Raw genomic sequence first — 23742 nt, forward strand, 5'->3', positions numbered from 1 at the left:
AAAAATATGAGCGCAAGGTCAAATTGGCGCACGAGTACTGGCCTAACCCTCGCTTCGAGAGCCTGCCTGTGAATAATCTACCCCAAAGTTGTGGATTACGGCTGTGCATAACGAAAGAAATTTCACATGACGGAGGGAAAGTGCAGGTCATCTCACCGTGAAAAAGGCTTGATATCAAGGGAAAACCCGTTTTCCACAGTATTAACACCCTGTTTTTCCACCGGACTGTGCATAACTGTGTGGATGATGGATAGAATTGGCGCAGACGTTGTCCAAAAAACAACGTTTCGAGAGCCTGGAAACGGGTTTCTTGTGACCAAGATTGCATTTAAACGGAAGTGGGGCGCCCTTAGTGAGCAGCGACGAAACCAATAGCATTGGTAGCTCTTGGCGCCAGGTCATCCGAAAGATCGAGGATGATGATCGGGTCAAGGCGCGTTACCGTGCCTTCGTATCGCTCGCCAAGCCGCAGGGTCTGATTGGTACGACGCTTCTGGTTGCTGTTCCCAATGATCTCACGCGCGATATTTTGCAGACCCAGCTGCGCGAGCCGCTGGATGAAGCATTGCGCGAAGTCTTCCAGGACGATATCCGCTGCGCGGTCAGTGTCGACCTCTCGTTGTCGGACGAGCTCGAAGAAGATGAGCAGGAAACCAAGCCGGCACCACCAGCTGCGCCTGCCGTCGTTGAAGCTCCGGGCCCGCGCCCGCAGCCTGCACCACAGCCAACACCGCCGTCGAACTCCCAGGAATTCGGCCGGCTGAACCCGAAGTACATTTTCGATACTTTCGTGATCGGCTCATCTAACCGCTTTGCCCATGCCGCAGCAGTTGCTGTCGCCGAAGCTCCAGCCAAGGCTTACAACCCGTTGTTCATCTACGGTGACTCGGGCCTCGGCAAGACTCACTTGCTGCATGCCATCGGCCACTACGCACGCCACCTCTACAAGGGCATCCGTGTTCGCTACGTAAACTCCGAAGAATTCACCAACGACTTCATCAACTCAATCCGTGACGATGAGGGTGCAAGCTTCAAGCAGACCTACCGCAATGTCGACATCCTGCTGATTGACGATATTCAGTTCTTGGCTAATAAGGACGCTACGCAGGAAGAGTTCTTCCATACTTTCAATGCGTTGCACAACCACAACAAGCAGGTTGTCATCACCTCGGATCTGCCGCCAAAGCAGTTGCAGGGCTTTGAAGACCGCATGCGTTCACGGTTCGAATGGGGTCTGCTAACTGATATTCAGCCGCCTGAGCTCGAGACCCGTATCGCAATTCTGCGTAAAAAGGCCGATGCTGAAAATCTTTCGGCTCCAGGCGATGTCATGGAATACATCGCTTCACGCATTTCAACGAATATCCGTGAACTCGAAGGTGCGCTCATCCGCGTCACCGCTTTCGCCTCGTTGAACAACCAGCCGGTGGACCTTGCCTTGGCTGAAACTGTGCTCAAGGACTTGATCAGTGAAGATGGCGCCCAGGAAATCACGCCGTCGACCATCATCAAGCAGACTGCAGAGTACTTCGGGCTGTCTATCGATGAGCTGAACAGCAAATCTCGTACTCGTACTTTGGTCACGGCGCGACAGATCGCCATGTACTTGCTACGTGAGCTTACCGACATGTCGTTGCCAAAAATTGGTGCCGAACTCGGCGGCCGCGACCACACCACCGTAATTCACGCAGATCGTAAGATCCGTGAGCTCATGGCTGAGCGTCGCGCGATCTTTAATCAGGTCACAGAGCTAACCAACCGGATTAAGCAGAGCCAGCGAGAGCATTAAAGCCAAGAAATCACAGGTGTGGATAAGGCTGTGGATGATCTGGTGACGACCTGCGGATAAGTATGGGGTCCCATGTGGACGTTAAAAACCATGAAACTCAGTGTCAACAGGTTGATGGAACTGAGTGTCATGTTCAACCACAGATTGTTCACATGCACAATCGTGGTCGGGTCAGGGGATATGAGGCTTATCCACAGTATCCACAAGGGTTATTAACACTTCTCCTTTAAACACTTATTCATCCAAATAACGAGTCCACTCCCTCCCCAAGCCAAAAACCTGTGCAGAACAAAATTTATGTTGCTTCGTCCACACTTCATTCGCTGAGCTGACGTTGCGCTATCAGGGCGTGGCAAGATTAGATGGATAAAACGTGCAACTACCTGCTCTATGCTTAAGAACTTGGCGAGGGAAAAACCTTCTTGGCCTGACTTAAGACTTATGGGTTCCGAAAGGCGGATTTTTCGTGAAGTTCAGCGTTGAAAAGGATGTATTGGCAGACGCCGTATCCTGGACTGCTCGGTCCCTGGCGCAGCGCCCACCATCACCTGTTTTGGCTGGCATTCTCATCACCTCCCACGAAGGCCTAGTTCGCCTCGAGGGCTTTGACTATGAGATTTCCTCGCATATCGAGATCCCTGCAGATATTTCAGAGCAGGGCTCAATCTTGGTTTCTGGCAAGCTCTTGGCTGAAATTACCCGGTCACTGCCTAACTCGACAGTCACCATCGAAACTGACGGTACGAAGATCTCGCTGAACTGCGGTCGTTCACGTTTCCACTTGGCCACCATGCCAGTAGATGAATATCCAACCCTGCCTGAACTTCCAGCTATCGCCGGCACCATCGATGGCCAGGCATTCTCCGAAGCTGTTTCCCAGGTTATTGTCGCCGCTTCGAAGGACGACACCTTGCCAGTGCTCACTGGCATCAAGGTTGAAATCGAAAATGATCTGATCACCTTCCTTGCCACGGACCGCTACCGTCTGGCACTGCGTGAATTGAACTGGTCGCCAAACAAGTCAGAGATCTCGACTTCATTCCTGATCAAGGCAAAGACCCTGAGCGAAGTTGCCAAGACTCTCTCAAACTCCGGTGAACTGAAGCTCGCCTTGGGCGAAAACGGCGAAATGGTGGGCTTCGAAAGCTCCAACCGCCGCACCACCTCCTTGCTGATCAATGGCGAATACCCAAAGATCCGTTCGCTATTCCCAAGCGACACTCCAATCCATGCCACCGTTCGCACCAGCGAGCTGATGGAAGCTGTGCGCCGTGTATCGGTTGTTGCCGAGCGCAATACGCCTGTCCGCATGGCCTTCACCGATGGCCAGCTGACCTTGGACGCTGGCACCGGCGAAGACGCACAGGCAGAAGAAGCCATTGTTGCTGCCCTTCGCGGCGAAGACATCGTGGTTGCCTTCAACCCAACGTTCTTGTCCGAAGGCCTGAACTCCTTCAACACTGATTTCGTTCGCTTCTCCTTCACCAGCGCGCCAAAGCCAGCCATGCTGACCGGCCAGAAGAAATTGGATGAAGACGATCAGGACCAGTATCGCTACCTGGTGATGCCGGTTCGATTGCCAAACTCGAACTAATCAAATTTCGTGGTGGATGGCGTGAGCCATCCACCACCTCGTTTCCGTCAGGATTCCGGTGTATATCTCGCAGCTTTCACTCACGGGCTTCCGCTCGTATGCGCAGGCCGACGTGCACCTAGCCCCTGGAATTAACGTCTTAATCGGCCCTAACGGCGTCGGCAAGACAAATATTGTTGAATCCATTGGTTATCTGGCCAATCTGTCATCGCATCGCGTAAGCAATGACGCTCCACTGCTGAATTTCGAATCGGATCGCGCACTGATCCGCGGCACTGTCCATCGTGGTCCGCAGACTACGACGCTCGAGGTCGAAATCACCAGCGGCAAGATCAACCGGGCCCGCATCAACAGGGCCAACCCGGTACGCGCTCGCGAAATTCTGGGAATGGTTCGCACCGTGCTTTTCGCCCCCGAAGACTTGGCTCTGATCAAGGGCGATCCATCCAACCGGCGAAAGTTCTTGGATGAATTACTGGTTGCTTTGCGCCCGATTGAATCCGGCACAAAAAATGACTACGACCGCATCGTCAAGCAGCGCAATGCCCTGCTCAAGTCCATTCGCGGCAAATCCAAGCTGAGCACTTCGCAGGAGAACACCCTCAAGGCTTGGGATCTGCAGCTGACAATGACCGGTGCCCGGCTGATTCGCGGGCGACTTGATGTTTTGGCATTGATCCGGCCGTATATGCAGGCCGCCTACGCTGATTTAGCTGATGGCGCCAAGGACGCACGCGCCGTGTACCGTTCATCGCTCGAGGGCGAACTAGATGAAAACAGCCTGCCGGCCGAAGACCTGGAATCCTTGGAACAAGAAGAAATCCAAGAACTCCTGCTCACAGCCATTGAAGCTAATCGCAGCCGCGAAGTTGATCGAGGGATTTCCCTTTTTGGTCCGCACCGCGATGATCTGACCCTGATCCTGGGCCCCGCTCCAGCCAAGGGCTATGCTTCGCATGGCGAAACCTGGTCCTTCGCACTGGCCCTACGTCTGGCTGCCTACCGTGTTTTCGGTGATGATGATCCGCGCCCAGGTTCAGGTCCGATCCTGATCCTGGATGATGTGTTTGCTGAATTGGATACCACACGTCGCGATCGGTTGGCCCATATCGTTGCCGGTGCCGAACAGGTTCTGGTCACTGCCGCTGTTGTTGAAGATGTTCCCGAAGCGCTGAAGGGACATTTCTTCCAGGTCTCCCCTGGCCAGGTTGTCGATGCATGAGCCATCAGAACGCGATGAACACCGCTTCGATCCGGAGATCGATGCGGCAAAAGCGCTGCTCAACCGCATGCGAAAGCTGGCTGAAGAACGCGGCGAGACACGGGTAGACGCTGCCCGCATGGAAAAAGTGCGCAAGCGAAAGGCCTCCCGCCGTGGATTCGCGGCTGAAAAGCCAGAATCGGCCGAAGGCGCTATTCGCGATCCGCGTGCCATCGGTGACGTGGTCTCCCGCCTGTCCAAGGCCCGTGGCTGGAACACCCAAGTTGCCGTCGGTTCCGTGCTTGGACGCTGGGCGGAGATCATTGGGGCCGACAATGCAAAGCACTGCCAACCGGAATCCTTTGAGGATACGGTTGTGGTGATGCGCTGCGATACAACTGCTCGAGCTGCGCAGATGCGCCTAATGAGCCACGATATTCTCAAGAAGTTCGATGCCGAATTGGGCCCCGGAATCGTCACCGTGCTCAAGGTTCTGGGACCAAATGCTCCCTCTTGGCGACATGGCATGCGCTCGGTTGCCGGAAGAGGGCCGCGCGACACCTACGGGTAAAAATTGCTGGCACGGCATATGGCGCACTCACGGACCCGGAGGGTGGATCCCCCCACACTTGAACGCCACAGCCGCCTCAGAACATCAATTGCTTGCTATTGGTGGGCGATTTAGGCCTCAAAGTCATCGTTTATTTTGCTCTACGCGGTAGAATTAGAGGTAGTGAAATGACTTTGTCGCGGGCAAACCCGCTGCATCGTCCCTCCAGACCATGATTGCTTGACGCGCTGAATCCGACGCAGAGGGCAATCGCGCGCCAAATTCGAGGAGTTCGTAGCACCCGTGTCTACCGAAAATGCTTCACCGCAGGAACCGGCTGAAAGCCAAGCCGCAGCGGAATCGATGACTTCTAAAGTCGAACACACTTACGGCGCCCAGGATATTACCGTCCTCGAAGGGCTTGAAGCGGTACGCAAGCGTCCGGGCATGTACATCGGTTCCACCGGCCCCCGCGGCCTGCACCACTTGGTCTACGAAGTTGTCGACAACTCCGTCGATGAGGCGCTGGCTGGGTACTGCGACACCATCAATGTCACCCTGCAGGCCGACGGCGGCGTGCGTTGCGAGGACAATGGCCGCGGCATCCCAGTGGATGTCCACCCAACCGAGGGCAAGCCAACCGTAGAGGTTGTCATGACCATCCTGCACGCCGGCGGCAAGTTCGGCGGAGGCGGCTACGCGGTCTCCGGCGGCCTGCACGGCGTGGGCATCTCCGTAGTGAACGCACTGTCCGAGAAGGTCAACACCATCGTGCGCCGCCAGGGCCACGCTTGGCGCATTGGCTTCGGCAACGGTGGGCACACGACCCAGCAGCTGACCAAGGGCGAAGAAACCGATCGCACCGGCACCAGCCAGACGTTCTACCCGGATCCGGAGATCTTCGAGACCGTCGAGTTCGACTTCGAGACACTGCGCGCCCGCTTCCAGCAGATGGCCTTCCTGAACAAGGGCCTGCGCATCACCCTCACCGATGAGCGTCCCCAGGACAATGCAGAGCCTGAGGCCGAGGTCGAAGAGGAAATTGAGAACCAGGTAGTCAAGCCACGCACCGTGGACTACCTGTACAAGGACGGCCTGCTGGACTACGTCAAGCACCTGAACGCCGCCAAGAAAATCGAACTGGTCCACGATGAGGTCATCGCCTTTGAATCCGAAGATTCGAAGCGCGGCATCAGCCTGGAAATCGCAATGCAGTGGACCAACGCGTACGCCGAGTCCGTGCACACCTACGCGAACACCATCAACACCCATGAGGGCGGTACCCACGAAGAGGGCTTCCGCGCGGCACTGACCGGCCTGCTCAACCGCTATGCACGCGATAACAAGATCCTGCGCGAAAAGGATGACAACCTCACCGGTGAAGACGCCCGTGAAGGCTTGACCGCGGTCATCTCGGTCAAGCTCTCCGAGCCGCAGTTCGAAGGCCAGACCAAGACCAAGCTGGGCAACTCGATGGCCCGCGGCTTCGTGCAGGGCGTGGTCAACGAGGAGCTGGGCGACTGGTTCGAACGCAACCCGAATGTCGCCCGCGACATCATCCGCAAGGCACAGCTGGCCTCCCAGGCCCGCATGGCTGCCCGCAAGGCCCGCGACAACGCCCGCCGCAAGTCGCCGATGGAATCCTTCGGCATGCCGGGCAAGCTCTCGGACTGCTCTTCGAAGAACCCGGCCGAGTGCGAAGTATTCATTGTGGAGGGCGACTCCGCAGGCGGCTCGGCCAAGCGCGGACGCGACCCGCACACCCAGGCCATCTTGCCGCTGCGCGGCAAGATCCTGAACGTGGAGCGTGCCCGCCTGGACCGTGCGCTGGGCAATGCCGAAGTACAGGCGATGATCACTGCCTTCGGCACCGGCATCGGCGAAGAATTCGACATGGCCAAGCTGCGCTACCACAAGATCGTGCTGATGGCCGATGCTGACGTTGACGGCCAGCACATCACCACGCTGCTGCTGACCTTGATCTTCCGCTTCATGCGTCCACTGATCGAGCACGGCTACGTCTACCTGGCAGCCCCTCCGCTGTACCGCATCAAGTGGTCCAACGCAGCGCATGACTACGTGTTCTCCGATAAGGAACGCGATGATGCGCTGCTCGCCGGCCAGGCATCGAACAAGCGCCTGCCCAAGGACAACGGCATCCAGCGCTACAAGGGTCTGGGCGAGATGGACTACTCGGAACTGTGGGACACCACCATGGATCCCGAGCGCCGCACCCTGCGCCAGGTCACCATGGATGACGCCGCAGCTGCGGATGAGGTTTTCTCCGTGCTGATGGGCGAGGACGTCGAGTCCCGACGTAACTTCATCCAGCAGAACGCCAAGGACGTGCGCTTCCTGGATATCTAACCGGTCCCAGCCACCACAGATATCCACCGAAGACTTTTTTGACTTGTAAGGGAAGAAATTGAGCGACGAGCAAACCCCGGAAAACGCACCAATGGACGGCGAGATCATCGAGCCGATCCATGAAGGTGGTCGCGTTGACCAGATCGACCTGCAGACCGAAATGCAGCGTTCGTACCTTGACTACGCCATGGCCGTGATCGTCGGCCGTGCGCTGCCGGACGTGCGCGATGGCCTGAAGCCAGTGCACCGCCGCGTGCTGTACGCGATGTACGACGGCGGCTACCGCCCGGAGCGTTCGTACAACAAGTGCGCCCGCGTGGTCGGCGAAGTCATGGGCCAGTACCACCCGCACGGCGACACCGCGATCTACGATGCGCTGGTGCGCCTGATCCAGGACTGGGTCATGCGCTACCCGCTGGCCCTGGGCCAGGGCAACTTCGGTTCCCCAGGCAACGATGGCGCCGCCGCCCAGCGTTACACCGAAACCAAGATGGCCCCGCTGGCCATGGAAATGGTCCGCGACATCAACGAGAACACCGTTGATTTCCAGGACAACTACGACGGCAAGAACCAGGAACCAACCGTTCTTCCGGCCCGTTTCCCGAACCTCTTGGTCAACGGCTCCTCCGGCATCGCCGTGGGCATGGCCACCAACATTCCACCGCACAACCTGCGCGAAGTCGCCGAAGGCGTGCAGTGGTACCTGCAGAACCCGGAAGCTTCCCGCGAGGAACTGCTCGCCGAGCTGATGCTGCGCGTCAAGGGCCCGGACTTCCCATCGGGCGCCATGATCCTGGGCACCAAGGGCATCTCCGATGCCTACCGCACCGGCCGCGGCTCGATCACCATGCGTGCAGTGGTCAACGTGGAGGAAATCCAAGGACGCACCTGCCTGGTGGTCACCGAGCTGCCATACATGGCCAACCCGGATAACCTCGCGGTGAAGATCGCCGAACTGGTGCGCGATGGCAAGATCTCGGGCATCGCCGATATGCGCGATGAGACCTCGGGCCGTACCGGCCAGCGCCTGGTGATCGTGCTCAAGCGCGACGCCGTGGCCAAGGTAGTGCTGAACAACCTGTACAAGCACACCGAGCTGCAGTCCAACTTCTCGGCCAACATGCTCGCGATCGTCGATGGCGTGCCACGCACGCTGCCGCTGGACGGCTTCATCCGCCACTGGGTCACCCACCAGATCGAAGTGATCGTCCGACGCACTGAATACCGCCTGAAGAAGGCCGAAGAAGAAGCCCATATCCTGCGTGGCCTGCTCAAGGCCCTGGACGCTTTGGACGAGGTCATCGCCCTGATTCGCCGTTCGGCCACCACCGAAGCAGCGCGCGACGGGCTGATGGAGCTGCTGGATATCGACGAGGACCAGGCACGCGCCATCCTGGATATGCAGCTGCGCCGCCTGGCCGCACTGGAACGACAGAAGATCCAGGATCGCCATGCGGAGCTCGATCGCATGATCGCCGAATTCAAGGCCATCATTGCTGATCCAGCCCGCCAGCGCCAGATCGTTTCCGAGGAACTGCAGGAAATCGTCGCCAAGCACGGCGATGACCGCCGCACCAAGGTCTTGATGGGCTACGACGGCGACATGAGCGTCGAAGACTTGATTCCTGAAGAGGAAATGGTCGTCACCATCACGCGCGGCGGCTACGTCAAGCGCACCCGCATCGACAACTACCGTTCGCAGGCCCGCGGCGGCAAGGGCATCAAGGGTGCAAACCTGCGCGGGGACGACGTGGTCGAGCACTTCTTCGTCACCTCGACCCACAACTGGCTGCTGTTCTTCACCAACCACGGACGCGTGTACCGCACCAAGTGCTACGAATTGGCTGAGGCCGGTCGTGACGCCAAGGGCCAGCACGTGGCGAACGTGATGGCTTTCCAGCCTGATGAGCACATCGCCCAGGTGCTGGATCTGCGCACCTACCAGGATGCGGCATACCTGATGCTCGCTACCCGCAACGGCCTGGTGAAGAAGACCCGCCTGGAAGATTACGACACCAACCGCACCGCCGGCGTGATTGCAATCAACCTGCGCGAGGACGATGAACTGGTCTCCGCGCAGCTGGTCAGCGAATCAGATGACGTGATGCTGGTCTCACGCAAGGGCCAGTCGGTCCGCTTCACCGCCACCGATACCGCGCTGCGCCCAATGGGCCGCGCGACCTCCGGTGTTACCGGCATGAAGTTCCGCGAGGGCGATGAGCTGCTGGCAGCCGACGTGGTCCGCGATGACTCTTACGTGTTCACCGTGACCAACGAGGGCTACGCCAAGCGCACCACGGTTGCCGAATACCGTGTGCAATCCCGCGGTGGTTTGGGCATTAAGGTGGCAAAGCTCAACGAGGAACGCGGCGAGCTGGTCGGTGCGCTCATCGTGGACGAGACCGACGAAGTCCTGGTTGTGATGGGCTCGGGCAAGGTAGTCCGCTCGGCCGTATCGCAGGTTCCATCCAAGGGACGAGACACCATGGGCGTCATCTTCGCCAAGCCCGATAAGAAGGACCACATCATTGCGGTTGCCAAGAACTCCGAGACTGAGCTCGAAGAGAACTTGGAGGAAGATGCCGTAACGTTGGACGCAGAAAACACGATCGATGAGTCATCGGCTGCGCCAGAAACCGAATCCGGCGCGGAAAACGATGACGACACTAACGGAGGTAACGCATGAGCACGCCCTCGACGCCACGCCCCAGCGGCAGTGCCCCGAAGAGCGCCGCGCCGCGACCTACCCAGGTAAAGCGTCCGGCTCCAACCGGCACCGGTGCCCGTCCGGCTAACGCCGGAGCACGACCAGCTGCAGGCCAGCAGCGCCCAGCCGGTGCTCGTCCAGCCGGACAGCGCCCAACTGGAGCGCCGCAGCGTCCAACCAGCCAGCAGCGTCCGGCTAACGGCCAGGACCGCCTGGTTCGTCCGGCGCCCAAGGCAAAGGTCCGCAAGGCCCGCCTGCTGGTCTCCAAGGTCGAGCCGTTCTCGGTACTCAAGCTCGCCTTCCTGCTCTCGGTAGCCTTCGGTGTGATCACCGTGGTCGCCGCCGTCGGCATCTGGGCAGTTCTGGACCTGACCGGAACTTTCGACTCGTTCAACCAGCTGATGCGTGATGCTATCGGCGCGGACGGCAACTTCGACCTGCGCGACTCCATGTCGCTTGGCCAGGTAGCTTCCTACGCAACGATCATCGCCGTAGTGAACGTCGTGGTGATTTCCGTGGTTTCCATGCTTGGCGCGGTGCTGTACAACATCGCAGCTTCGCTGGTTGGCGGCGCCGGTGTGACCCTCACCGACGACTAAAAACACCCCATGTCGAGCCCGGGATTCATGCTGTGATGCATGACACCCGGGCTCGATTTGTATCTTTAGAAAAACACCGGTAAAGTTTTATTTCGTTCCGAAGGGAATAAAAACAAAAGCAAGGGCGTATAGCTCAGGCGGTTAGAGCGCTTCGCTGATAACGAAGAGGTCCCAAGTTCAAGTCTTGGTACGCCCACAGAATCCTTGCTGGAGAGAAGGAGGAGAAATGAAAAAGTTCCTAGTTCTCGCATCGATCGCGACTGCTGCAGTAGTCTTGGTCAAGAAGGCGAAGGCTTCGTCGGAAACAAAGGAAACCTGGCATCAGGTAGCCGATAAAGTTTCCTAAAGCTTTTGGGGCCTTAGCTCAGTTGGTAGAGCGTCTGCTTTGCAAGCAGAATGTCAGGAGTTCGATTCTCCTAGGCTCCACAAAAGAAATCGGCGGAAAGTGAGAACTTTCCGCTAATTCTTTTTGATTGGTTCGAAAGAACTGATCGCGGAGCGGAAGCTTCAAAACTAAATACGGGGCCTTAGCTCAGTTGGTAGAGCGTCTGCTTTGCAAGCAGAATGTCAGGAGTTCGATTCTCCTAGGCTCCACATTTGCCAAAAGGCGGAAAGTGAAAACTTTCCGCCTTTTGCGCTACCCGGAACGGAATTTGCCTAGTTCCGGATCTTGGCGGTTCGCACCTGCTCATAGTGGCCGAGCAACTGCTCGCCAATACTGTGCCAAGAACGGTCCTGGACACTGCTCAACGCAGCACTGGCAAAGGCCAAGCGCTTCGCATCGTCATAGGCCAAGTCGCTCACCCGACTGCGCAGCTCCTCGAGGTTTCCCGGCTGATAAAGCCAGCCCGTGCGGGAAGAGTCCACAAGATCCAGCGGCCCACCCCGGCCAACGGCTACTACCGGCACGCCACAGGCCATGGCCTCCTGAATGGTCTGGCAGAAGGTCTCCGAAGACCCGGGGTGAACGAAAATATCCATCGATGCCATCACCTCGGCCAGCCGCTCACCGGAAAGGAATCCAGTGAAGTGGGCGTTGGGCAAGATTTCGCGTAATTCGTCCTCGAGCGGTCCGGAACCCACGATCACCAAGCGTGTATTCCCCAGATCAGCCAGGGCCTTCAGGTCAGCGACCTGCTTCTCTGCCGCTAGCCGGCCCACATAGCCAATGACCACTTCGTCATTCGGCGCGACAGCCCGCCTGAATTGCTCACTGCGCAGCCTAGGGGTGAACTGAGCGGTGTCTACTCCCCTACCGCAGATGGCAAGCCGCTGAACGCCCAGAGATTGAAGCTGCCGGCAGGAAAACGTGCTCGGTACCAAGGTCCGGTCTGCGGCCGTGTGAATCGCTCTGACGTGCTCCCAGAGCCTTTGCGTAAGCCATGGCATCTTATAGCGTGCGGCGTAGCTGGGAACTTCTGTCTGATACAGCGCCACCGTGGGCAGATCCAGCTCCTGCGCAGCACGAAGTGCCTGCCATCCGAGGATGAACGGACTGGCCAGATGAACCACGTCGACTTGTTCCCGAGCCAGCAGCTTGCGCAGACGCCAGACGCTGGCGGTAGCTACCCGGACTTCGGGATAGCTCGCCAATGGAACGGAGGGCACCGTGATGATCTTGAAGCCTTGGTACACCTTGGGGACACCTTGTCCGGACAGCTCGCCGGCTAGCGAGCTGTTGGGGGTGATGACAACGGCCTCGTGGCCGGCCTGCCTCAGGTGATCCAAAGTCTTGAGGATTGAGTTGGTTACCCCATTGAAATGGGGAAGGAACGATTCAGCGACGATTGCTACCTTCACATCTTCAGGATGCACATCGTGGATGACGCGCAAGTAAATATGGCAGGATAACGGGCTTAACTTCAGCTATCTCGTTGTGAGACGCAACTATTTAGTGGCAAAATACGGTAAATGCACAGTGAACAGCCCGGCCCGGATGCCGTAGCGAGCAAAGCCAAAAAATTGGACAAGGACTCACGTATCGCCGTGCTGCTTTTCCCCGTGCTGATTTTGCTCGGCGGCTTGTGCGGAATGCTTCTCCCCCAGGCTTTTGCGGGGCTCGCAGGGTGGATCAATCCCCTGCTCATGGTGATCATGTTCTGCATGGGATTGACGTTGGCCCTGCCGGACTTTGCCTTGGTATTCAAGAATCCCTTGCCGGTGCTCGGCGGCGTAGCCGCACAGTTCATCGTGATGCCACTGGTGGCCTGGCTGGTGGCTGCGCTGCTGCAGCTTGAACCGGCATTGGCCGCCGGACTGATCTTGGTTGGCTGCGCGCCGGGCGGTACAGCATCCAATGTGGTTTCCTATCTGGCTCGAGGCAATGTTGCCCTCTCTGTGGCGATGACCTCGGTTTCTACTTTGCTCGCTCCATTGCTGACCCCGGTGCTGGCACTGTGGCTGGCCGGCCAGTACATGCCTGTGGATGCCAGTTCCATGGCCATCAGTGTTGTTCAGATTGTCTTAATCCCTGTCGTGCTGGGCATCGTGCTGCGAATGCTGTTCAACCGCATCGTCACCAAGATCAATGCTGTGCTTCCATGGCTCTCGGTGCTGGCTATTACCTTCGTGGTGACAATCATCGTTGCTGGCAGTGCGCAGACTATCTTGACTGCGGGGCTGCTGGTTCTGGTGGCGGTGGTATTGCACAACTCGCTGGGCCTGGCACTGGGATATGGCATTGGTGTACTGCTGCGTGTCCCAACAGCCTCCCGACGAACAATAGCCATTGAAGTAGGTATGCAAAATTCCGGCCTGGCCGGCGGATTGGCGAAGCAATATTTCTCACCAGAAGCCGCTTTGCTCGGTGCTGTATTCTCTGTTTGGCATAACTTATCCGGTGCATTAGTTGCGGCATACTGGCGACGAAAAGACGCTGAATAGCCCGGAAATACTGGGATTCACTTTCTATATTCCAAAAGAAGAATATTTTGATTCCTTGAAGAAATCAGGGTGGGCGCGGGCTTCTGCCGTAGCAAGGCTAGAACCACGCGGAGAAACTGTAATCTTAGCTGGTGACCATCTTGCTCGCCTTGGTCGGAATCATCGGGATTTCGGCATCGGGCCCCATCATTGCAGCCTTCCCGGGCGTACCAGTGCTTTCCATGGCCTTTTGGCGCAACGGAGCTGCGGCTGCTGTCCTCAGCGCACCGGCACTGCGCAAGAACCCCAAGGCCTATCTGCACATGACCTCGCGAGAGTGGTTCTTCACCGGGATCGCTGGGGTAGCTCTTGCCTTGCACTTCGTATGCTTCATGTATTCGATGCGGCTAACCAGCGTGGCAGCTGGAACGGCACTGGTATGCATCCAAGGAGTCTGGATCGCGATGTTCCAGGTTCTGCGCGGAACTAAATATCGTACGCAGGTCTTCCTCGGCATGGGAGTCGCTTTACTTGGGGCCATCGTCATTACCGGATTCGACATGGGTCTGGGACGCGATGCCATAGTGGGAGACCTGCTGGCACTAGCAGGCGGCATCCTCGCCGCGGTGTACACGTTAGCTGGTTCCGTAGCTAGGCGGACTCTGGGAACCACTACATATGCCTCGAGCTGCTATGCAATTACCGCGGCAGTGCTGTTGGTACTTTGCTTCCTTACCGGAACGCCGATTTGGGGCTTCGACGCTCGCGGGTGGATTGCGATCATCTTGCTGACCTTGTGCGCGCAGATCTTTGGCCACACAGCCATGAACCATTTGCTATCCGTGCTCGGCCCACTGACGGTTTCTACGCTGATTCTGCTCGAGATTCCGGGTGCCGCCATCTTGGCCGCATTGTTCTTGGGACAGGTAGTTTCCATCGCTACCTATGCCGGGTTGGCTGTGATCCTCGTTGGGCTTGCCCTGGTGATACGAGGGCAAGCCCAACCAAAAACCGAGGTCTAGACAGATTTACTTGTCATCTTCGAGGATTTCACGGATTTCTTCCACGCTGGCTTCTCGCGTCTGAACAGGCTGATGCGGCTGTGCCGGTACTGGCTCGTTTTCCCATGGATCCTCGATTGGTTTCGAGGCCTTCCACACGGCAACCAGTACTGCGACAAGTCCCGCAATCAGGCCAACGGCTAGTACTTTTCCTACTTTGCTCTTCTTGCTCATGCGTTGCTCCTGATCAAAAAAATTCACGCTAACCGACAGTTCAAGACTAGGCAGTTCCGTCCCCAGTAGCCAGCATTAGCTGGGCTTCAGCCTGATATTGGCCTAAATTTTCACTCAACGCGTACGTCAGCATTTAGCGGGTCGAGCATAGATCATGGAAGAATGAAGGCATGACCGCAAACGCAACTCATAAAGCCACGATTCACACTACTTTGGGCGACATCGTTGTCGATCTCTTCGGCAACCACGCACCAAAGACCGTTAAGAACTTCGTTGGCCTGTCGACCGGTGAGCAGGAGTGGGTACACCCAGAATCCGGTGACAAGAAGACCAACACCCCGCTGTACAGCGGAACCATCTTCCACCGCATCATTGCTGACTTCATGATTCAGGGTGGCGACCCACTGGGCCAGGGCTTCGGCGGCCCAGGCTACCAGTTCGATGATGAAATCCACCCAGAACTGAACTTCAACGAGCCTTACAAGCTGGCTATGGCCAACGCGGGTATCCGCATGGGCCGTGGAACCAACGGTTCGCAGTTTTTCATCACCACTGTTCCAACCGCCTGGCTTCAGGGCAAGCACACCATTTTCGGTGAAGTTGTTGAACCAGAATCACGCAAGATCGTTGATGCGCTGAACGCTGTTTCTACCGATGGCCGCGACAAACCACTGGAAGACGTCGTCATCAACTCGGTCGACATCGAGACCCTGTAACCACACAGACGCACCAACCCGAGGCTCCGGCGATTCCTTAACGGTTATTGTCGGGGCCTCGGGCTTTTAATCCTTCTCTCTCACATGCAAGGCAGGTACCGATGTCCTACGGACAGGTTTCCCCAGAAGGCCAAGCTGCGCCTACGTGCTTCAGGCACCCGCAGACGATCTCTTTTGTTTCGTGCAACCGCTGTGGACGTCCGGTCTGCCCGCAATGCCAGGTCTCGGCACCTGTTGGAGTGCAATGCGTGGAGTGCGTCGCCCAAGCGAACAAGCGTCTACCGCAGCAGAAGACCCAGTTCGGCGGCCGGCTGCGCGCCGGGGCGCCAATCGTGACCTATACGTTCATCGGGCTCAATGTCCTGGTGTACGTGCTGCAGTGGGTCATTCCCGGACTCACCAACCAGCTTGTTCTGGCACCTGCACTGGCGGCCTATGAGCCATGGCGGCTGATCACCAGCGCCTTTGCCCACTCCACGAGTTCGCTGCTGCATCTGGCGATGAACATGTACGGCGTCTACATTTTCGGCACCATGCTCGAGCCGCGGATGGGGAGACTGCGTTTTACCTGGCTCTATCTGCTCAGCGCCTTCGGTGGTTCCTTGGGGATCCTTCTGCTTAGCGCACCACTGAGTGCAACGCTCGGTGCGTCGGGCGCACTGGCAGGCCTGTTCCTCGCGACTTTCGTAGTGTTCCGCTCCAATAAGCAAGCGCTTCGCTCAATGGGAATCATCCTTGCACTGAACGTGGCTCTTGGCTTCTTCGTGCAGAGCATCTCCTGGCAAGGGCACTTGGGAGGCGCAATTCTGGGCATTCTTGCCGCTTGCTGCATCGTGCTTATTCCACGGAGTAATCCACAGCGTGCTCGCATTCAGATACTTTTGCTCACAGCCTTGTCGGTAGCGCTGCTGACGGGGATCTATGTTTCAACGGAAGCTGTGAAGTGGCCACTTGGATAGTTCGAAAAGAACTGCGTTAGTTATCCACACCGATTATCCACATTGTTAATAACTTACAAGCGTGTAAGTATCAGAGGGTAGGTGTTATTAACACCCCTACTCCCCCATGAATTCAGGGATATTCATCTTCGGGTACACAATACTCACATCTTTACCCACATCTGTGGATAAGTTTTAAACAACCCCTGTAGATAGCGCATATACGAATCGACAGGTTGTTAATAACTTGGGGTTCGAAAGTTTAAACGAACCACTGGGTTGGTATGGAATTCAGGGCGCTTAGGCCTTATCCACAACCGGAATCCACAGTGTTAATAACTTACAAGCATGTCATTTTGAATCGAGATATATAAGTTGACTAGTGTGAATATCTGAATCCTCGCTCGCTAGCCAAAGTTCTCCCCGGTTGTGGATAAACTTGTGAACAAGTGTTTATAAAACTTGTGCACACCGGCTGTGGATAAGCGCTTTATCCTGTGGATTAGTCGGTGATGATGGGCAGGATGAGCGTGGTGGCAAACAAGATCATGAGCAGCCCTACGAGTACATCAAGTACCTGCCACGCTTTGGGCTTGGCGAAGAATGGCGCAAGGAAACGTGCGGCATAGGCAAGCGCGAAAAACCAAACGAAGCTGGCCACGATTGCACCGACTGCGAAATAAGCTGCGCCCTCTGCCTGGGAAGTCGCGATCGAGCCGAGAAGCAGCACCGTGTCGATATAAACATGCGGGTTGAGCCAAGTTAGGGCCAAAACTGTTCCGATAACGGAAATCTTGGCTGTGCGGCCCTGTATGGCTGAAACTTTGAGTGCTTCAGGTTTTACTGCTCGGCGGAAAGCGAAAATCGCATAACTTAGCAGGAAGATGAAACCCCCAACGCGGGCAAACACCAGCAACAATGGGGCTCGTTCAACCAGTGCGCCCATGCCGCTGGCGCCGGCCGTAATCAGGATTGCATCCGAGAGTGAGCAAACCAATGCGGTGATAAGAACATGTTCTTTCCTGATGCCTTGGCGCAGGACAAACGCATTTTGTGAACCAATGGCGACGATGAGGGACAAGCCAGTGGTGAAGCCGAAGACTAGGGATCCGAAGAACATGTACAAACTGTAGGAGATTCGTAAATCGACGTCGAACTTAAGATCCTGAATCTAGATTAGAGTTCCTTATGTGAATCTGGATGTGGAACACCTTGAAACCCTGTTGGCAGTCGTTGACGCCGGAAGCTTCGACGACGCATCCATTGATCTAGGAGTGACTGCCTCAGCGGTCAGTCAGCGGATCAAGGCTCTGGAGAACCGCCTTGGTGCCATCTTGCTGGTACGCAGCCGTCCTGTCGTTCCCACCGATCAGGGAACCAGAGTACTGCGCTATGCGCGCCAGATGTCGTTGCTCAGCGCCGAGTTTTCTGCCGAGGTTGCTTCCGAACAACCCATTGCCGTTGCCGTCGGAGTTAACGCCGATTCGCTGTCTACCTGGTTTGCCCCGGTATTCGCCGAGCTTGCCAAGTACGAAGATTTGTCCTGCGAATTCGTGCGTACCGATGAAAACAGGGGACTGGAACTGCTGAGGACCGGTAGGGTCAGCGCCGTAGTTACCAACGCTGTGGACACCATCCAAGGCTGTACAAGCCATAAGCTGGGCACGATGCGCTATCGCGCAGCGGCGAAATCTGCCTTTGCGCAACGCTATGTGCCAACCGGGACCGCAGCAGAGCTCGTTCATGCTCCGATGGTGGTGTATGACCGTGAAGATCCTTTGCAATACGACATGCTCAAGCAAGTGGCCGGGGCCGAAGCACGACCGGCAGCGCAGGTTCATTACGTTCCGGATTCGATGCAGTTTGTCGCTGCCATCGAAGCGGGAATGGGGTGGGGGATGGTTCCTGAACCACAGCTGCTCAAAGCTAGCGATCTACGCGTGCTCGATGAGCAATGGTTTATTGATGTGCCGCTGTATTTCCAGCGCTGGTCGGTGGACTCGAAGATCTTGGGCTGCATAGGTGACATTCTGGTCACAGCAGCCCGTGATCATGGTCTGCATTTGCTAGCCTGAAGTGGTCACCAGCAATGAATGCTTGGACCCGGACGAGGGAGCCGTACCCGGAGAGCGACAAGACGGCCAGAAAGAATCTGGCATGTATTGGATTGTTTTGATCGTTTCCGGACTATTTGAAGCGGTGTGGGCTATCGCGTTAGGAATGAGCGATGGCTTGTCCAAACTGGTTCCGTCAATCGTCTTCTTCGTCGCCTTGGCTATTTCCATGGGCGGATTGGCCTACGCCATGAAAGAGATCCCCGTCGGCACGGCGTATGCCATCTGGGTTGGCGTTGGAGCCTCCCTAGCAGTCATTTATTCCATGGTCACTGGGCAAGAAGCGTTCAGCATCTTGAAAATGGTCTTTATTCTCGGACTGGTTGGTTGTGTCATCGGGCTGAAAGCCGTCAGCGACTAAAAGGAAAAGCTCGGGTTAAAAAATATCGCCGGCCCCCAAGACAGGGAGCCGGCGACGTGGCTATTTCCAGCCTGTTGTCATGAAGAATCCGACCATCGCGATGCCGAAACCGACCACGATGTTCCATCCGCCGATATTCGGAATTGGGTACAGAGTCTGGGAAACGTAATAAACGATGATCCATACCAGGCTGAGAAGCATCAAGCCGAACATCACTGGCTTGTACCAGCCTGGCATCGGCTTATCGATGGCATGGGCGCTCTGGCGCGACTCCTGCGGCTGTGAATTCTTCTTGCGTCGTGGCTTTGACTCCGGCACTCGAATGCTCCCTCGGCTTCATCTGCTTAATGTAGTAAATGTGGGCGACCGTCAGGTCTTCCCGGTAGGCTTGGGTGCAAGAATGCTGAGAACTGCTTGATGCATTCCTACGTAGTTTCCATACTAGCCGTTACCCGCTGCAACAACGGGGTTTTGGACAGCTTCGGCCCACGTTAGTTGACCTATTTCGTGCATTTCGTTGCCTTAAGGAGCCAGACCGCCGTGAATCGATCTGCCACTGCGCCGGGCCGTCGCCTGCAGCGCCGACAAACCTCGGCAGGAAGCCGTGTTGTCGGCTTCTTCGGCGAACTGATGATTACTCTTGGCATCCTGCTGATGCTTTACGTGGTTTGGGAACTGTGGTGGACGAATATTGATTCTGCGCAGGCTCAGAAGGAAGTCACCGCAAACCTCGTGGAAGAACTTGGCGAGGTAGTGGTCCCCGAAAAGACAGAGCAAGAAGAAGTGGAAAAGGACTACGGTCCGGCTCTGGTAACGGAAGTATCGGCCGGCGAAACCTTCGGCATCATGTATTTCCCGCGGTTTGGTGCCAACGGTTCGCACCACCCGGTGACCTATGGCGTGGAAGACCGCGTGATCGATAACCTCGGCATTGGATACTATCCAACCACGCAACAACCGGGGGAGATGGGCAACTTTGCCGTTGCCGCCCACCGCCAGACCCATGGCCAGGTCTTCTGGGATATCGACAAACTGCAAGAAGGCGACAAGATCTACCTGCAGACTTCAGAGGGGTATTACACCTACACCTGGTATGCCACCGAAATCGTGGCTCCATCCAACGGAGACGTCCTGTTGCCCACCCCACACCAGTGGGGCGTAGAACCGACTAAATCCATCTTGACCATGACTACATGCCACCCCAAGTACTCAACGCAGCAGCGAATGATTGCGTATTCGGAACTGACCGATTGGCGCCCGCTTGATGCTGGCCCTCCAAAGGAAATCCGCGACATGGTCATTGAAGCAACGAGCTAGGAGAACAGATGTACGCCTGGATTTTTAGAAATCTGCCTGGCCCTTTGTGGCTTCGAATTTTTGAAGCATTGATTCTCATTGCTGCGATCGTGCTATTACTGATGATGTACGTTTTCCCGTGGCTGAACCAGTACATCAGCCCATTCACCGATTCAACGATTGGCCAAAGCACCCCGTGAGCAGCACCAAGATCCTTGTGATCGATAACTACGACAGTTTCGTGTACACCCTGGTGGGTTACCTGCAGGAGATGGGCGCGGAAACCACCGTTTACCGCAATGACGATTTGAGCGTCGAGGATGCGCGCGCCATGGCTGCTGAGTATGACGGCGTGCTGATCTCTCCAGGCCCAGGCGAGCCTGCAGGCGCGGGCGTTAGCATTGATCTGATCAAATGGTGCGGTGAGCAGCGTAAGCCAATGCTCGGTGTCTGTCTTGGCCATCAGGCCCTGGCTGAAGCCTATGGCGGGACGGTCACGCACGCTGAGGAATTAATGCACGGCAAGACTTCCTTGGTTAACCATGAAAATCATCCGGTCTTCAATCAGGTAGCCAACCCGTTCACGGCCACGCGTTACCATTCCTTGGCCGCGGTGCGCGAGAGCATTCCTGCTGAGCTTGAAATCATTGCAGAAACTGCCGGGGGAGTCATCATGGGATTGGCTCACCGCGAAGCTCCACTATGGGGGCTGCAATACCATCCCGAGTCTGTCCTGACCGAGCAGGGTTACCAAATGCTCGGTAACTGGCTGGAATTCGTAGGACTTGAGGGGGCAGCCAAGAAGGCCGCCGCCCTGAGTCCGCTATTCAGCGGAGAATAAACTGTCCGCTAACGATCGTTTTCGATGCACCACAAGGGGAACGGCTTGCGGGACAAGAAACCAGGCATTGGTGGTGCCGGGGAGCAAAAGGGCTATTTCAGTTCACGGCTGTGGCGTCGTTCTGACACGGGCGGATCGAAACGGGTGTCCTGCAGTGTCCCTCCATCATCTAGCCACCCACGCTTGGTGTAGAAATCGATGGCTCTTTTGTTGTTGGCTTCAACCCATAGAAAAGCTCTGTCGTACCCCAGGGCAACGAGCTTCTCCTCGGCGGCCGTGAACAACGCTGAACCTGCGCCCTTGTCCCACCACTGTGGATGCACATTAATTGCGTAGAGCTGCCCAAATGCAGTATCGGAATCTCCGGTGGCGGGCCCGAGTATGCAAAACCCAACGACCTGGCTTCCTGATTCCGCCACCAAGTGGGATGTTCCTGGTTTGGGGTTGGCTATGTTTCTAGCCCAGCCCTCTGCATAGCGTTCACTGTCCATGGCGTCGAGGTACTCCTCGGTCATCACGCCCCGGTAGGCGGCTCTCCATGCCGAGATTTGGATGTCAGCCAACGTGCTTGCGTCGCCTTCAGCGGGCTGTCGGACAATGATATTTGCACTGGTCATGCGTTGAAATGTACCAACCGAATGCTGAAGAGGAAGAACGTATGACGAGCAGCGGCGAACTGACCTGCGGTCTAAATTGACCTCGACTAGGGGGCGGTTTTCCTGTGTCGCTGGTAACCGATGGTTTTAAGGATCGGTTCGCTTGGATTTCAATTCCTCGCAAGAGGAACCGCAACCGGGACGCTGTTGACCGGCTTTGATAGTCGAAGGCAACTAGGGCGACAGGGTTTCCCAATAGCGAACTGGTACATGCTTGTATATTGGTCCCATGCGCGCCATAGAAACAGTTCACGCTGAACCACGCGACTCGGATGATTCGCCCTGCTATCGAGTCAATTTTTGGGAACAACCTCTTCCTGGGTACGGATGGAACTTAGATGCTTTTGTACTGGTTGAGGTGAAGGACGTATCAGAGGCACTCCGTTGGGTGGAGGAGCACGCGAATGGACGGCCCTTCGAACTGTTCGCAGAAATGGACTCCGAGCCCGAGAAACCGTTCGGCGCTCCGCGAAAAGCAACTCTTGTACGTTTGCTCGGAAACAACCCCAATGCCGGTTAAACCTGTGAAGGTATCAATATTTGACGTTTGGTATTAGCCCTAAATGATGTTTCGAGCGGTCCCAGTAGAGGAAGGGCTACCGGGCATCTTCATCATCGAAGAAACGCTGAGCGTCATCTAAGACCGGGTCTATCCATTCAAACCGTTCAAGCGCTCGGATTTGATCCCGGGAGAACCATGCAATGTCCGAGATCTCATCGGCCTCGACAGCAGACGCATCCCCTAGTAATTGACATAGGTAGACGGTCGTTACGTAGCTGACCAGATCTCCATTTGGATACTTGTTCAACAGGTTGGTGCCACCATAGCTGTCAAGAACGGAATGAATTTCAATGTCAGCACCGATTTCTTCTCTGACTTCGCGTTTCAAAGCGTCCCTTGGTCCCTCAAGAGGTTCCACGGCTCCACCGATCAACCCCCATCGGTTCCCTGCAACATGTAGTGCCAGAAGATAATGAGCATTATCGTCTCTGATTACTGCGGTTACTCCCGGCAGGACCAACAGGCGAGGCCCAATTAGTTGCCTTAACCCGGCAACATAGTCTGATACTGGCATGGCATAAGGCTACGACATGAAACCTGCGCCACACGGGAACCCTCAGCGGAACAACGGAGGTGTCCGGAAAGGGATCCTATGCTGTGATAGCTTCTGACAAGCTGTACCGGTTGGGTGGCTCAATCCAAGATTGAACGGATGCCCTCGTAGTAAGGCTCAACAATCGCGGGTGGATCGCTGTTAAGGAAGACAGATGCGTGGTGAAATTGTTTGGTAAAGGGCGTCGCGGTGATGACATCATTTTTGAACTTGCCGCGATCGCCAGCTGTGCCGTCCACCCCAAGTTTTTGGATGACTCAGTAGTATCAACGGCCAGCGTTGACGATGATTACCTCGACTTCTCGGAGCATCTGAATTGTTTCGTTGACACGGTGGAGGAGAGATTTGCTGCGGACGGTCGACTGCAAGCATCATTCGTGTGGAGTGAGTGGACGCGGCACATGAGTGGGCTTCCACAGGAGTTCGTTCCTCTGAGGATTGCCCAAGTTCATTTCCAGCGTCTCATGGACCGATTGGCAAAATTCTGAGTGGAGTCGGCAGGCGCCGAGGGAAGACCTGCCAGGCACGATCGTCCCTTTGACGAACCGCATTCGAAGCGTCCCGTATGCCGGTCGACTACCGGAACGCACCGCGTTCTGACTTGGATGGTAGAAGTTTTGTGAATTCGCAGGAAAGTCGACCGTTCCGTTAGCCCCATCCGGTGAAGTGACCGGTGACGGGGCGTGAAACGGAACTATCTTGCCCTGCCTTCGGGTGCCGAATGCTTGCACCGATAACGATCGTTAACTAGAGTCCGGTCAGACGTGGACATGACGTCCAGCACGCGACTCAGCGGATCGG

23 protein-coding genes, 3 tRNA genes and 1 riboswitch are annotated in these 23742 nt (G+C 56.4%); of the genes, 20 read left to right on the forward strand and 6 right to left on the reverse strand.

The features are described from left to right. Positions 1-352 precede the first annotated feature (352 nt). The 11 genes from dnaA (at position 353) to AARI_RS00370 (ending at position 11401) form a co-directional block, all read left to right on the forward strand. Positions 353-1789 (forward strand): chromosomal replication initiator protein DnaA, encoded by a 1437-nt coding sequence (dnaA, locus tag AARI_RS00325; RefSeq protein ID WP_013347404.1) that lies wholly within the window; start codon positions 353-355, stop codon positions 1787-1789. Positions 1790-2255: 466 nt separating this feature from the next. Next, positions 2256-3383: a DNA polymerase III subunit beta gene (gene dnaN / locus AARI_RS00330; RefSeq protein ID WP_013347405.1), complete on the forward strand. Its 1128-nt coding sequence runs from the start codon at positions 2256-2258 to the stop codon at positions 3381-3383. A gap of 58 nt (positions 3384-3441) precedes the next feature. Then, positions 3442-4605: a DNA replication/repair protein RecF gene (gene recF, locus AARI_RS00335; RefSeq protein WP_013347406.1), complete on the forward strand. Its 1164-nt coding sequence runs from the start codon at positions 3442-3444 to the stop codon at positions 4603-4605. After that, positions 4598-5155, forward strand: coding sequence for a DUF721 domain-containing protein (locus tag AARI_RS00340; RefSeq protein ID WP_013347407.1), 558 nt, complete (start codon positions 4598-4600; stop codon positions 5153-5155). Before recF ends, AARI_RS00340 begins: the two co-directional genes overlap by 8 nt. Positions 5156-5497: 342 nt before the next feature. Then, positions 5498-7501 carry a DNA topoisomerase (ATP-hydrolyzing) subunit B gene (gene gyrB / locus AARI_RS00345; protein ID WP_081461199.1) on the forward strand — a complete coding sequence of 668 codons (2004 nt, stop codon included), beginning with the start codon at positions 5498-5500 and terminating at the stop codon, positions 7499-7501. Between the two features lie 58 nt (positions 7502-7559). Next, the gene (gyrA, locus tag AARI_RS00350; protein ID WP_013347409.1) at positions 7560-10187 is read left to right on the forward strand and encodes a DNA gyrase subunit A; all 2628 of its coding nucleotides are present in this window, start codon (positions 7560-7562) and stop codon (positions 10185-10187) included. Next, positions 10184-10807: a DUF3566 domain-containing protein gene (locus AARI_RS00355; protein ID WP_013347410.1), complete on the forward strand. Its 624-nt coding sequence runs from the start codon at positions 10184-10186 to the stop codon at positions 10805-10807. The genes gyrA and AARI_RS00355 overlap by 4 nt, the downstream gene beginning before the upstream one ends. A gap of 122 nt (positions 10808-10929) precedes the next feature. Further along, a tRNA-Ile gene (locus AARI_RS00360) sits at positions 10930-11003 on the forward strand. 30 nt (positions 11004-11033) lie between these two features. Further along, positions 11034-11153 (forward strand): DLW-39 family protein, encoded by a 120-nt coding sequence (locus AARI_RS19980; RefSeq protein WP_211286071.1) that lies wholly within the window; start codon positions 11034-11036, stop codon positions 11151-11153. A gap of 7 nt (positions 11154-11160) precedes the next feature. Further along, positions 11161-11233 (forward strand) — tRNA-Ala (locus tag AARI_RS00365). Positions 11234-11328: 95 nt separating this feature from the next. Continuing rightward, a tRNA-Ala gene (locus AARI_RS00370) sits at positions 11329-11401 on the forward strand. Between the two features lie 63 nt (positions 11402-11464). Here AARI_RS00370 and AARI_RS00375 read toward each other — a convergent pair. Beyond that, entirely contained in the window at positions 11465-12607 is a 1143-nt protein-coding gene (locus tag AARI_RS00375) for a glycosyltransferase family 4 protein (protein ID WP_041649179.1), read from the reverse strand. Positions 12608-12718: 111 nt separating this feature from the next. On the opposite strand from AARI_RS00375, the gene AARI_RS00380 reads away from it, so the two are divergent. Together AARI_RS00380 and AARI_RS00385 are read left to right on the forward strand one after the other, a co-directional pair. Continuing rightward, positions 12719-13690, forward strand: coding sequence for a bile acid:sodium symporter family protein (locus tag AARI_RS00380; protein WP_013347412.1), 972 nt, complete (start codon positions 12719-12721; stop codon positions 13688-13690). A 131-nt stretch (positions 13691-13821) separates the two neighbouring features. Then, positions 13822-14691: a DMT family transporter gene (locus tag AARI_RS00385; RefSeq protein ID WP_013347413.1), complete on the forward strand. Its 870-nt coding sequence runs from the start codon at positions 13822-13824 to the stop codon at positions 14689-14691. Between the two features lie 6 nt (positions 14692-14697). Here AARI_RS00385 and AARI_RS00390 read toward each other — a convergent pair whose 3' ends face one another. Continuing rightward, positions 14698-14904: a hypothetical protein gene (locus AARI_RS00390; RefSeq protein ID WP_013347414.1), complete on the reverse strand. Its 207-nt coding sequence runs from the start codon at positions 14902-14904 to the stop codon at positions 14698-14700. Between the two features lie 170 nt (positions 14905-15074). On the opposite strand from AARI_RS00390, the gene AARI_RS00395 reads away from it, so the two are divergent. Both AARI_RS00395 and AARI_RS00400 read left to right on the forward strand, forming a co-directional pair. Further along, complete coding sequence (locus AARI_RS00395) at positions 15075-15620, forward strand: peptidylprolyl isomerase (protein WP_013347415.1); 546 nt, start codon at positions 15075-15077, stop codon at positions 15618-15620. A gap of 248 nt (positions 15621-15868) precedes the next feature. Then, positions 15869-16579 (forward strand): rhomboid family intramembrane serine protease, encoded by a 711-nt coding sequence (locus tag AARI_RS00400; protein WP_049862517.1) that lies wholly within the window; start codon positions 15869-15871, stop codon positions 16577-16579. Between the two features lie 481 nt (positions 16580-17060). Here the strand turns inward: AARI_RS00400 and AARI_RS00405 are convergent, their stop codons facing one another. Next, a complete protein-coding gene (locus tag AARI_RS00405) occupies positions 17061-17639 on the reverse strand; it encodes a LysE/ArgO family amino acid transporter (RefSeq protein WP_231849415.1) in 579 nt (192 codons plus the stop codon). A 121-nt stretch (positions 17640-17760) separates the two neighbouring features. Between AARI_RS00405 and AARI_RS00410 the strand changes: the two genes are divergently transcribed. Together AARI_RS00410 and AARI_RS00415 are read left to right on the forward strand one after the other, a co-directional pair. Then, positions 17761-18633 carry an ArgP/LysG family DNA-binding transcriptional regulator gene (locus AARI_RS00410; protein WP_157867055.1) on the forward strand — a complete coding sequence of 291 codons (873 nt, stop codon included), beginning with the start codon at positions 17761-17763 and terminating at the stop codon, positions 18631-18633. Between the two features lie 3 nt (positions 18634-18636). Next, a riboswitch (guanidine-III (ykkC-III) riboswitch) is annotated at positions 18637-18704 on the forward strand. An 11-nt stretch (positions 18705-18715) separates the two neighbouring features. Further along, positions 18716-19033, forward strand: a complete 318-nt coding sequence (locus AARI_RS00415) for a DMT family transporter (RefSeq protein ID WP_013347419.1) — start codon at positions 18716-18718, stop codon at positions 19031-19033. Positions 19034-19093: 60 nt separating this feature from the next. Here AARI_RS00415 and AARI_RS00420 read toward each other — a convergent pair whose 3' ends face one another. Next, positions 19094-19351: a cell division protein CrgA gene (locus AARI_RS00420; protein WP_013347420.1), complete on the reverse strand. Its 258-nt coding sequence runs from the start codon at positions 19349-19351 to the stop codon at positions 19094-19096. Positions 19352-19573: 222 nt separating this feature from the next. Between AARI_RS00420 and AARI_RS00425 the strand changes: the two genes are divergently transcribed. Together AARI_RS00425 and AARI_RS00435 are read left to right on the forward strand one after the other, a co-directional pair. Continuing rightward, positions 19574-20350 (forward strand): class E sortase, encoded by a 777-nt coding sequence (locus tag AARI_RS00425; protein WP_013347421.1) that lies wholly within the window; start codon positions 19574-19576, stop codon positions 20348-20350. Positions 20351-20525: 175 nt separating this feature from the next. Continuing rightward, positions 20526-21170 (forward strand): anthranilate synthase component II, encoded by a 645-nt coding sequence (locus AARI_RS00435; protein WP_013347423.1) that lies wholly within the window; start codon positions 20526-20528, stop codon positions 21168-21170. A 92-nt stretch (positions 21171-21262) separates the two neighbouring features. Here AARI_RS00435 and AARI_RS00440 read toward each other — a convergent pair whose 3' ends face one another. Continuing rightward, complete coding sequence (locus tag AARI_RS00440) at positions 21263-21787, reverse strand: GNAT family N-acetyltransferase (protein ID WP_013347424.1); 525 nt, start codon at positions 21785-21787, stop codon at positions 21263-21265. 635 nt (positions 21788-22422) lie between these two features. Beyond that, the gene (locus AARI_RS00445; protein ID WP_013347426.1) at positions 22423-22902 is read right to left on the reverse strand and encodes an NUDIX domain-containing protein; all 480 of its coding nucleotides are present in this window, start codon (positions 22900-22902) and stop codon (positions 22423-22425) included. 197 nt (positions 22903-23099) lie between these two features. On the opposite strand from AARI_RS00445, the gene AARI_RS00450 reads away from it, so the two are divergent. After that, positions 23100-23429, forward strand: a complete 330-nt coding sequence (locus AARI_RS00450; RefSeq protein WP_013347427.1) for a hypothetical protein — start codon at positions 23100-23102, stop codon at positions 23427-23429. Positions 23430-23742: the final 313 nt, after the last annotated feature.

The sequence above is a fragment of the Glutamicibacter arilaitensis Re117 genome (assembly GCF_000197735.1).
Classification (GTDB): domain Bacteria; phylum Actinomycetota; class Actinomycetes; order Actinomycetales; family Micrococcaceae; genus Glutamicibacter; species Glutamicibacter arilaitensis.

What these genes read in the sequence shown, in the direction of transcription:
- AARI_RS19980 (WP_211286071.1), top strand. Translation starts at nt 11,034, where the DNA reads ATGAAAAAGTTCCTAGTTCTCGCATCGATCGCGACTGCTGCAGTAGTC.
- AARI_RS00440 (WP_013347424.1), bottom strand. Translation starts at nt 21,787, where the DNA reads ATGACCAGTGCAAATATCATTGTCCGACAGCCCGCTGAAGGCGACGCA.
- AARI_RS00380 (WP_013347412.1), top strand. Translation starts at nt 12,719, where the DNA reads ATGCACAGTGAACAGCCCGGCCCGGATGCCGTAGCGAGCAAAGCCAAA.
- gyrB (WP_081461199.1), top strand. Translation starts at nt 5,498, where the DNA reads ATGACTTCTAAAGTCGAACACACTTACGGCGCCCAGGATATTACCGTC.
- AARI_RS00395 (WP_013347415.1), top strand. Translation starts at nt 15,075, where the DNA reads ATGACCGCAAACGCAACTCATAAAGCCACGATTCACACTACTTTGGGC.
- AARI_RS00445 (WP_013347426.1), bottom strand. Translation starts at nt 22,902, where the DNA reads ATGCCAGTATCAGACTATGTTGCCGGGTTAAGGCAACTAATTGGGCCT.
- AARI_RS00415 (WP_013347419.1), top strand. Translation starts at nt 18,716, where the DNA reads ATGTATTGGATTGTTTTGATCGTTTCCGGACTATTTGAAGCGGTGTGG.
- AARI_RS00340 (WP_013347407.1), top strand. Translation starts at nt 4,598, where the DNA reads ATGCATGAGCCATCAGAACGCGATGAACACCGCTTCGATCCGGAGATC.
- AARI_RS00390 (WP_013347414.1), bottom strand. Translation starts at nt 14,904, where the DNA reads ATGAGCAAGAAGAGCAAAGTAGGAAAAGTACTAGCCGTTGGCCTGATT.
- AARI_RS00355 (WP_013347410.1), top strand. Translation starts at nt 10,184, where the DNA reads ATGAGCACGCCCTCGACGCCACGCCCCAGCGGCAGTGCCCCGAAGAGC.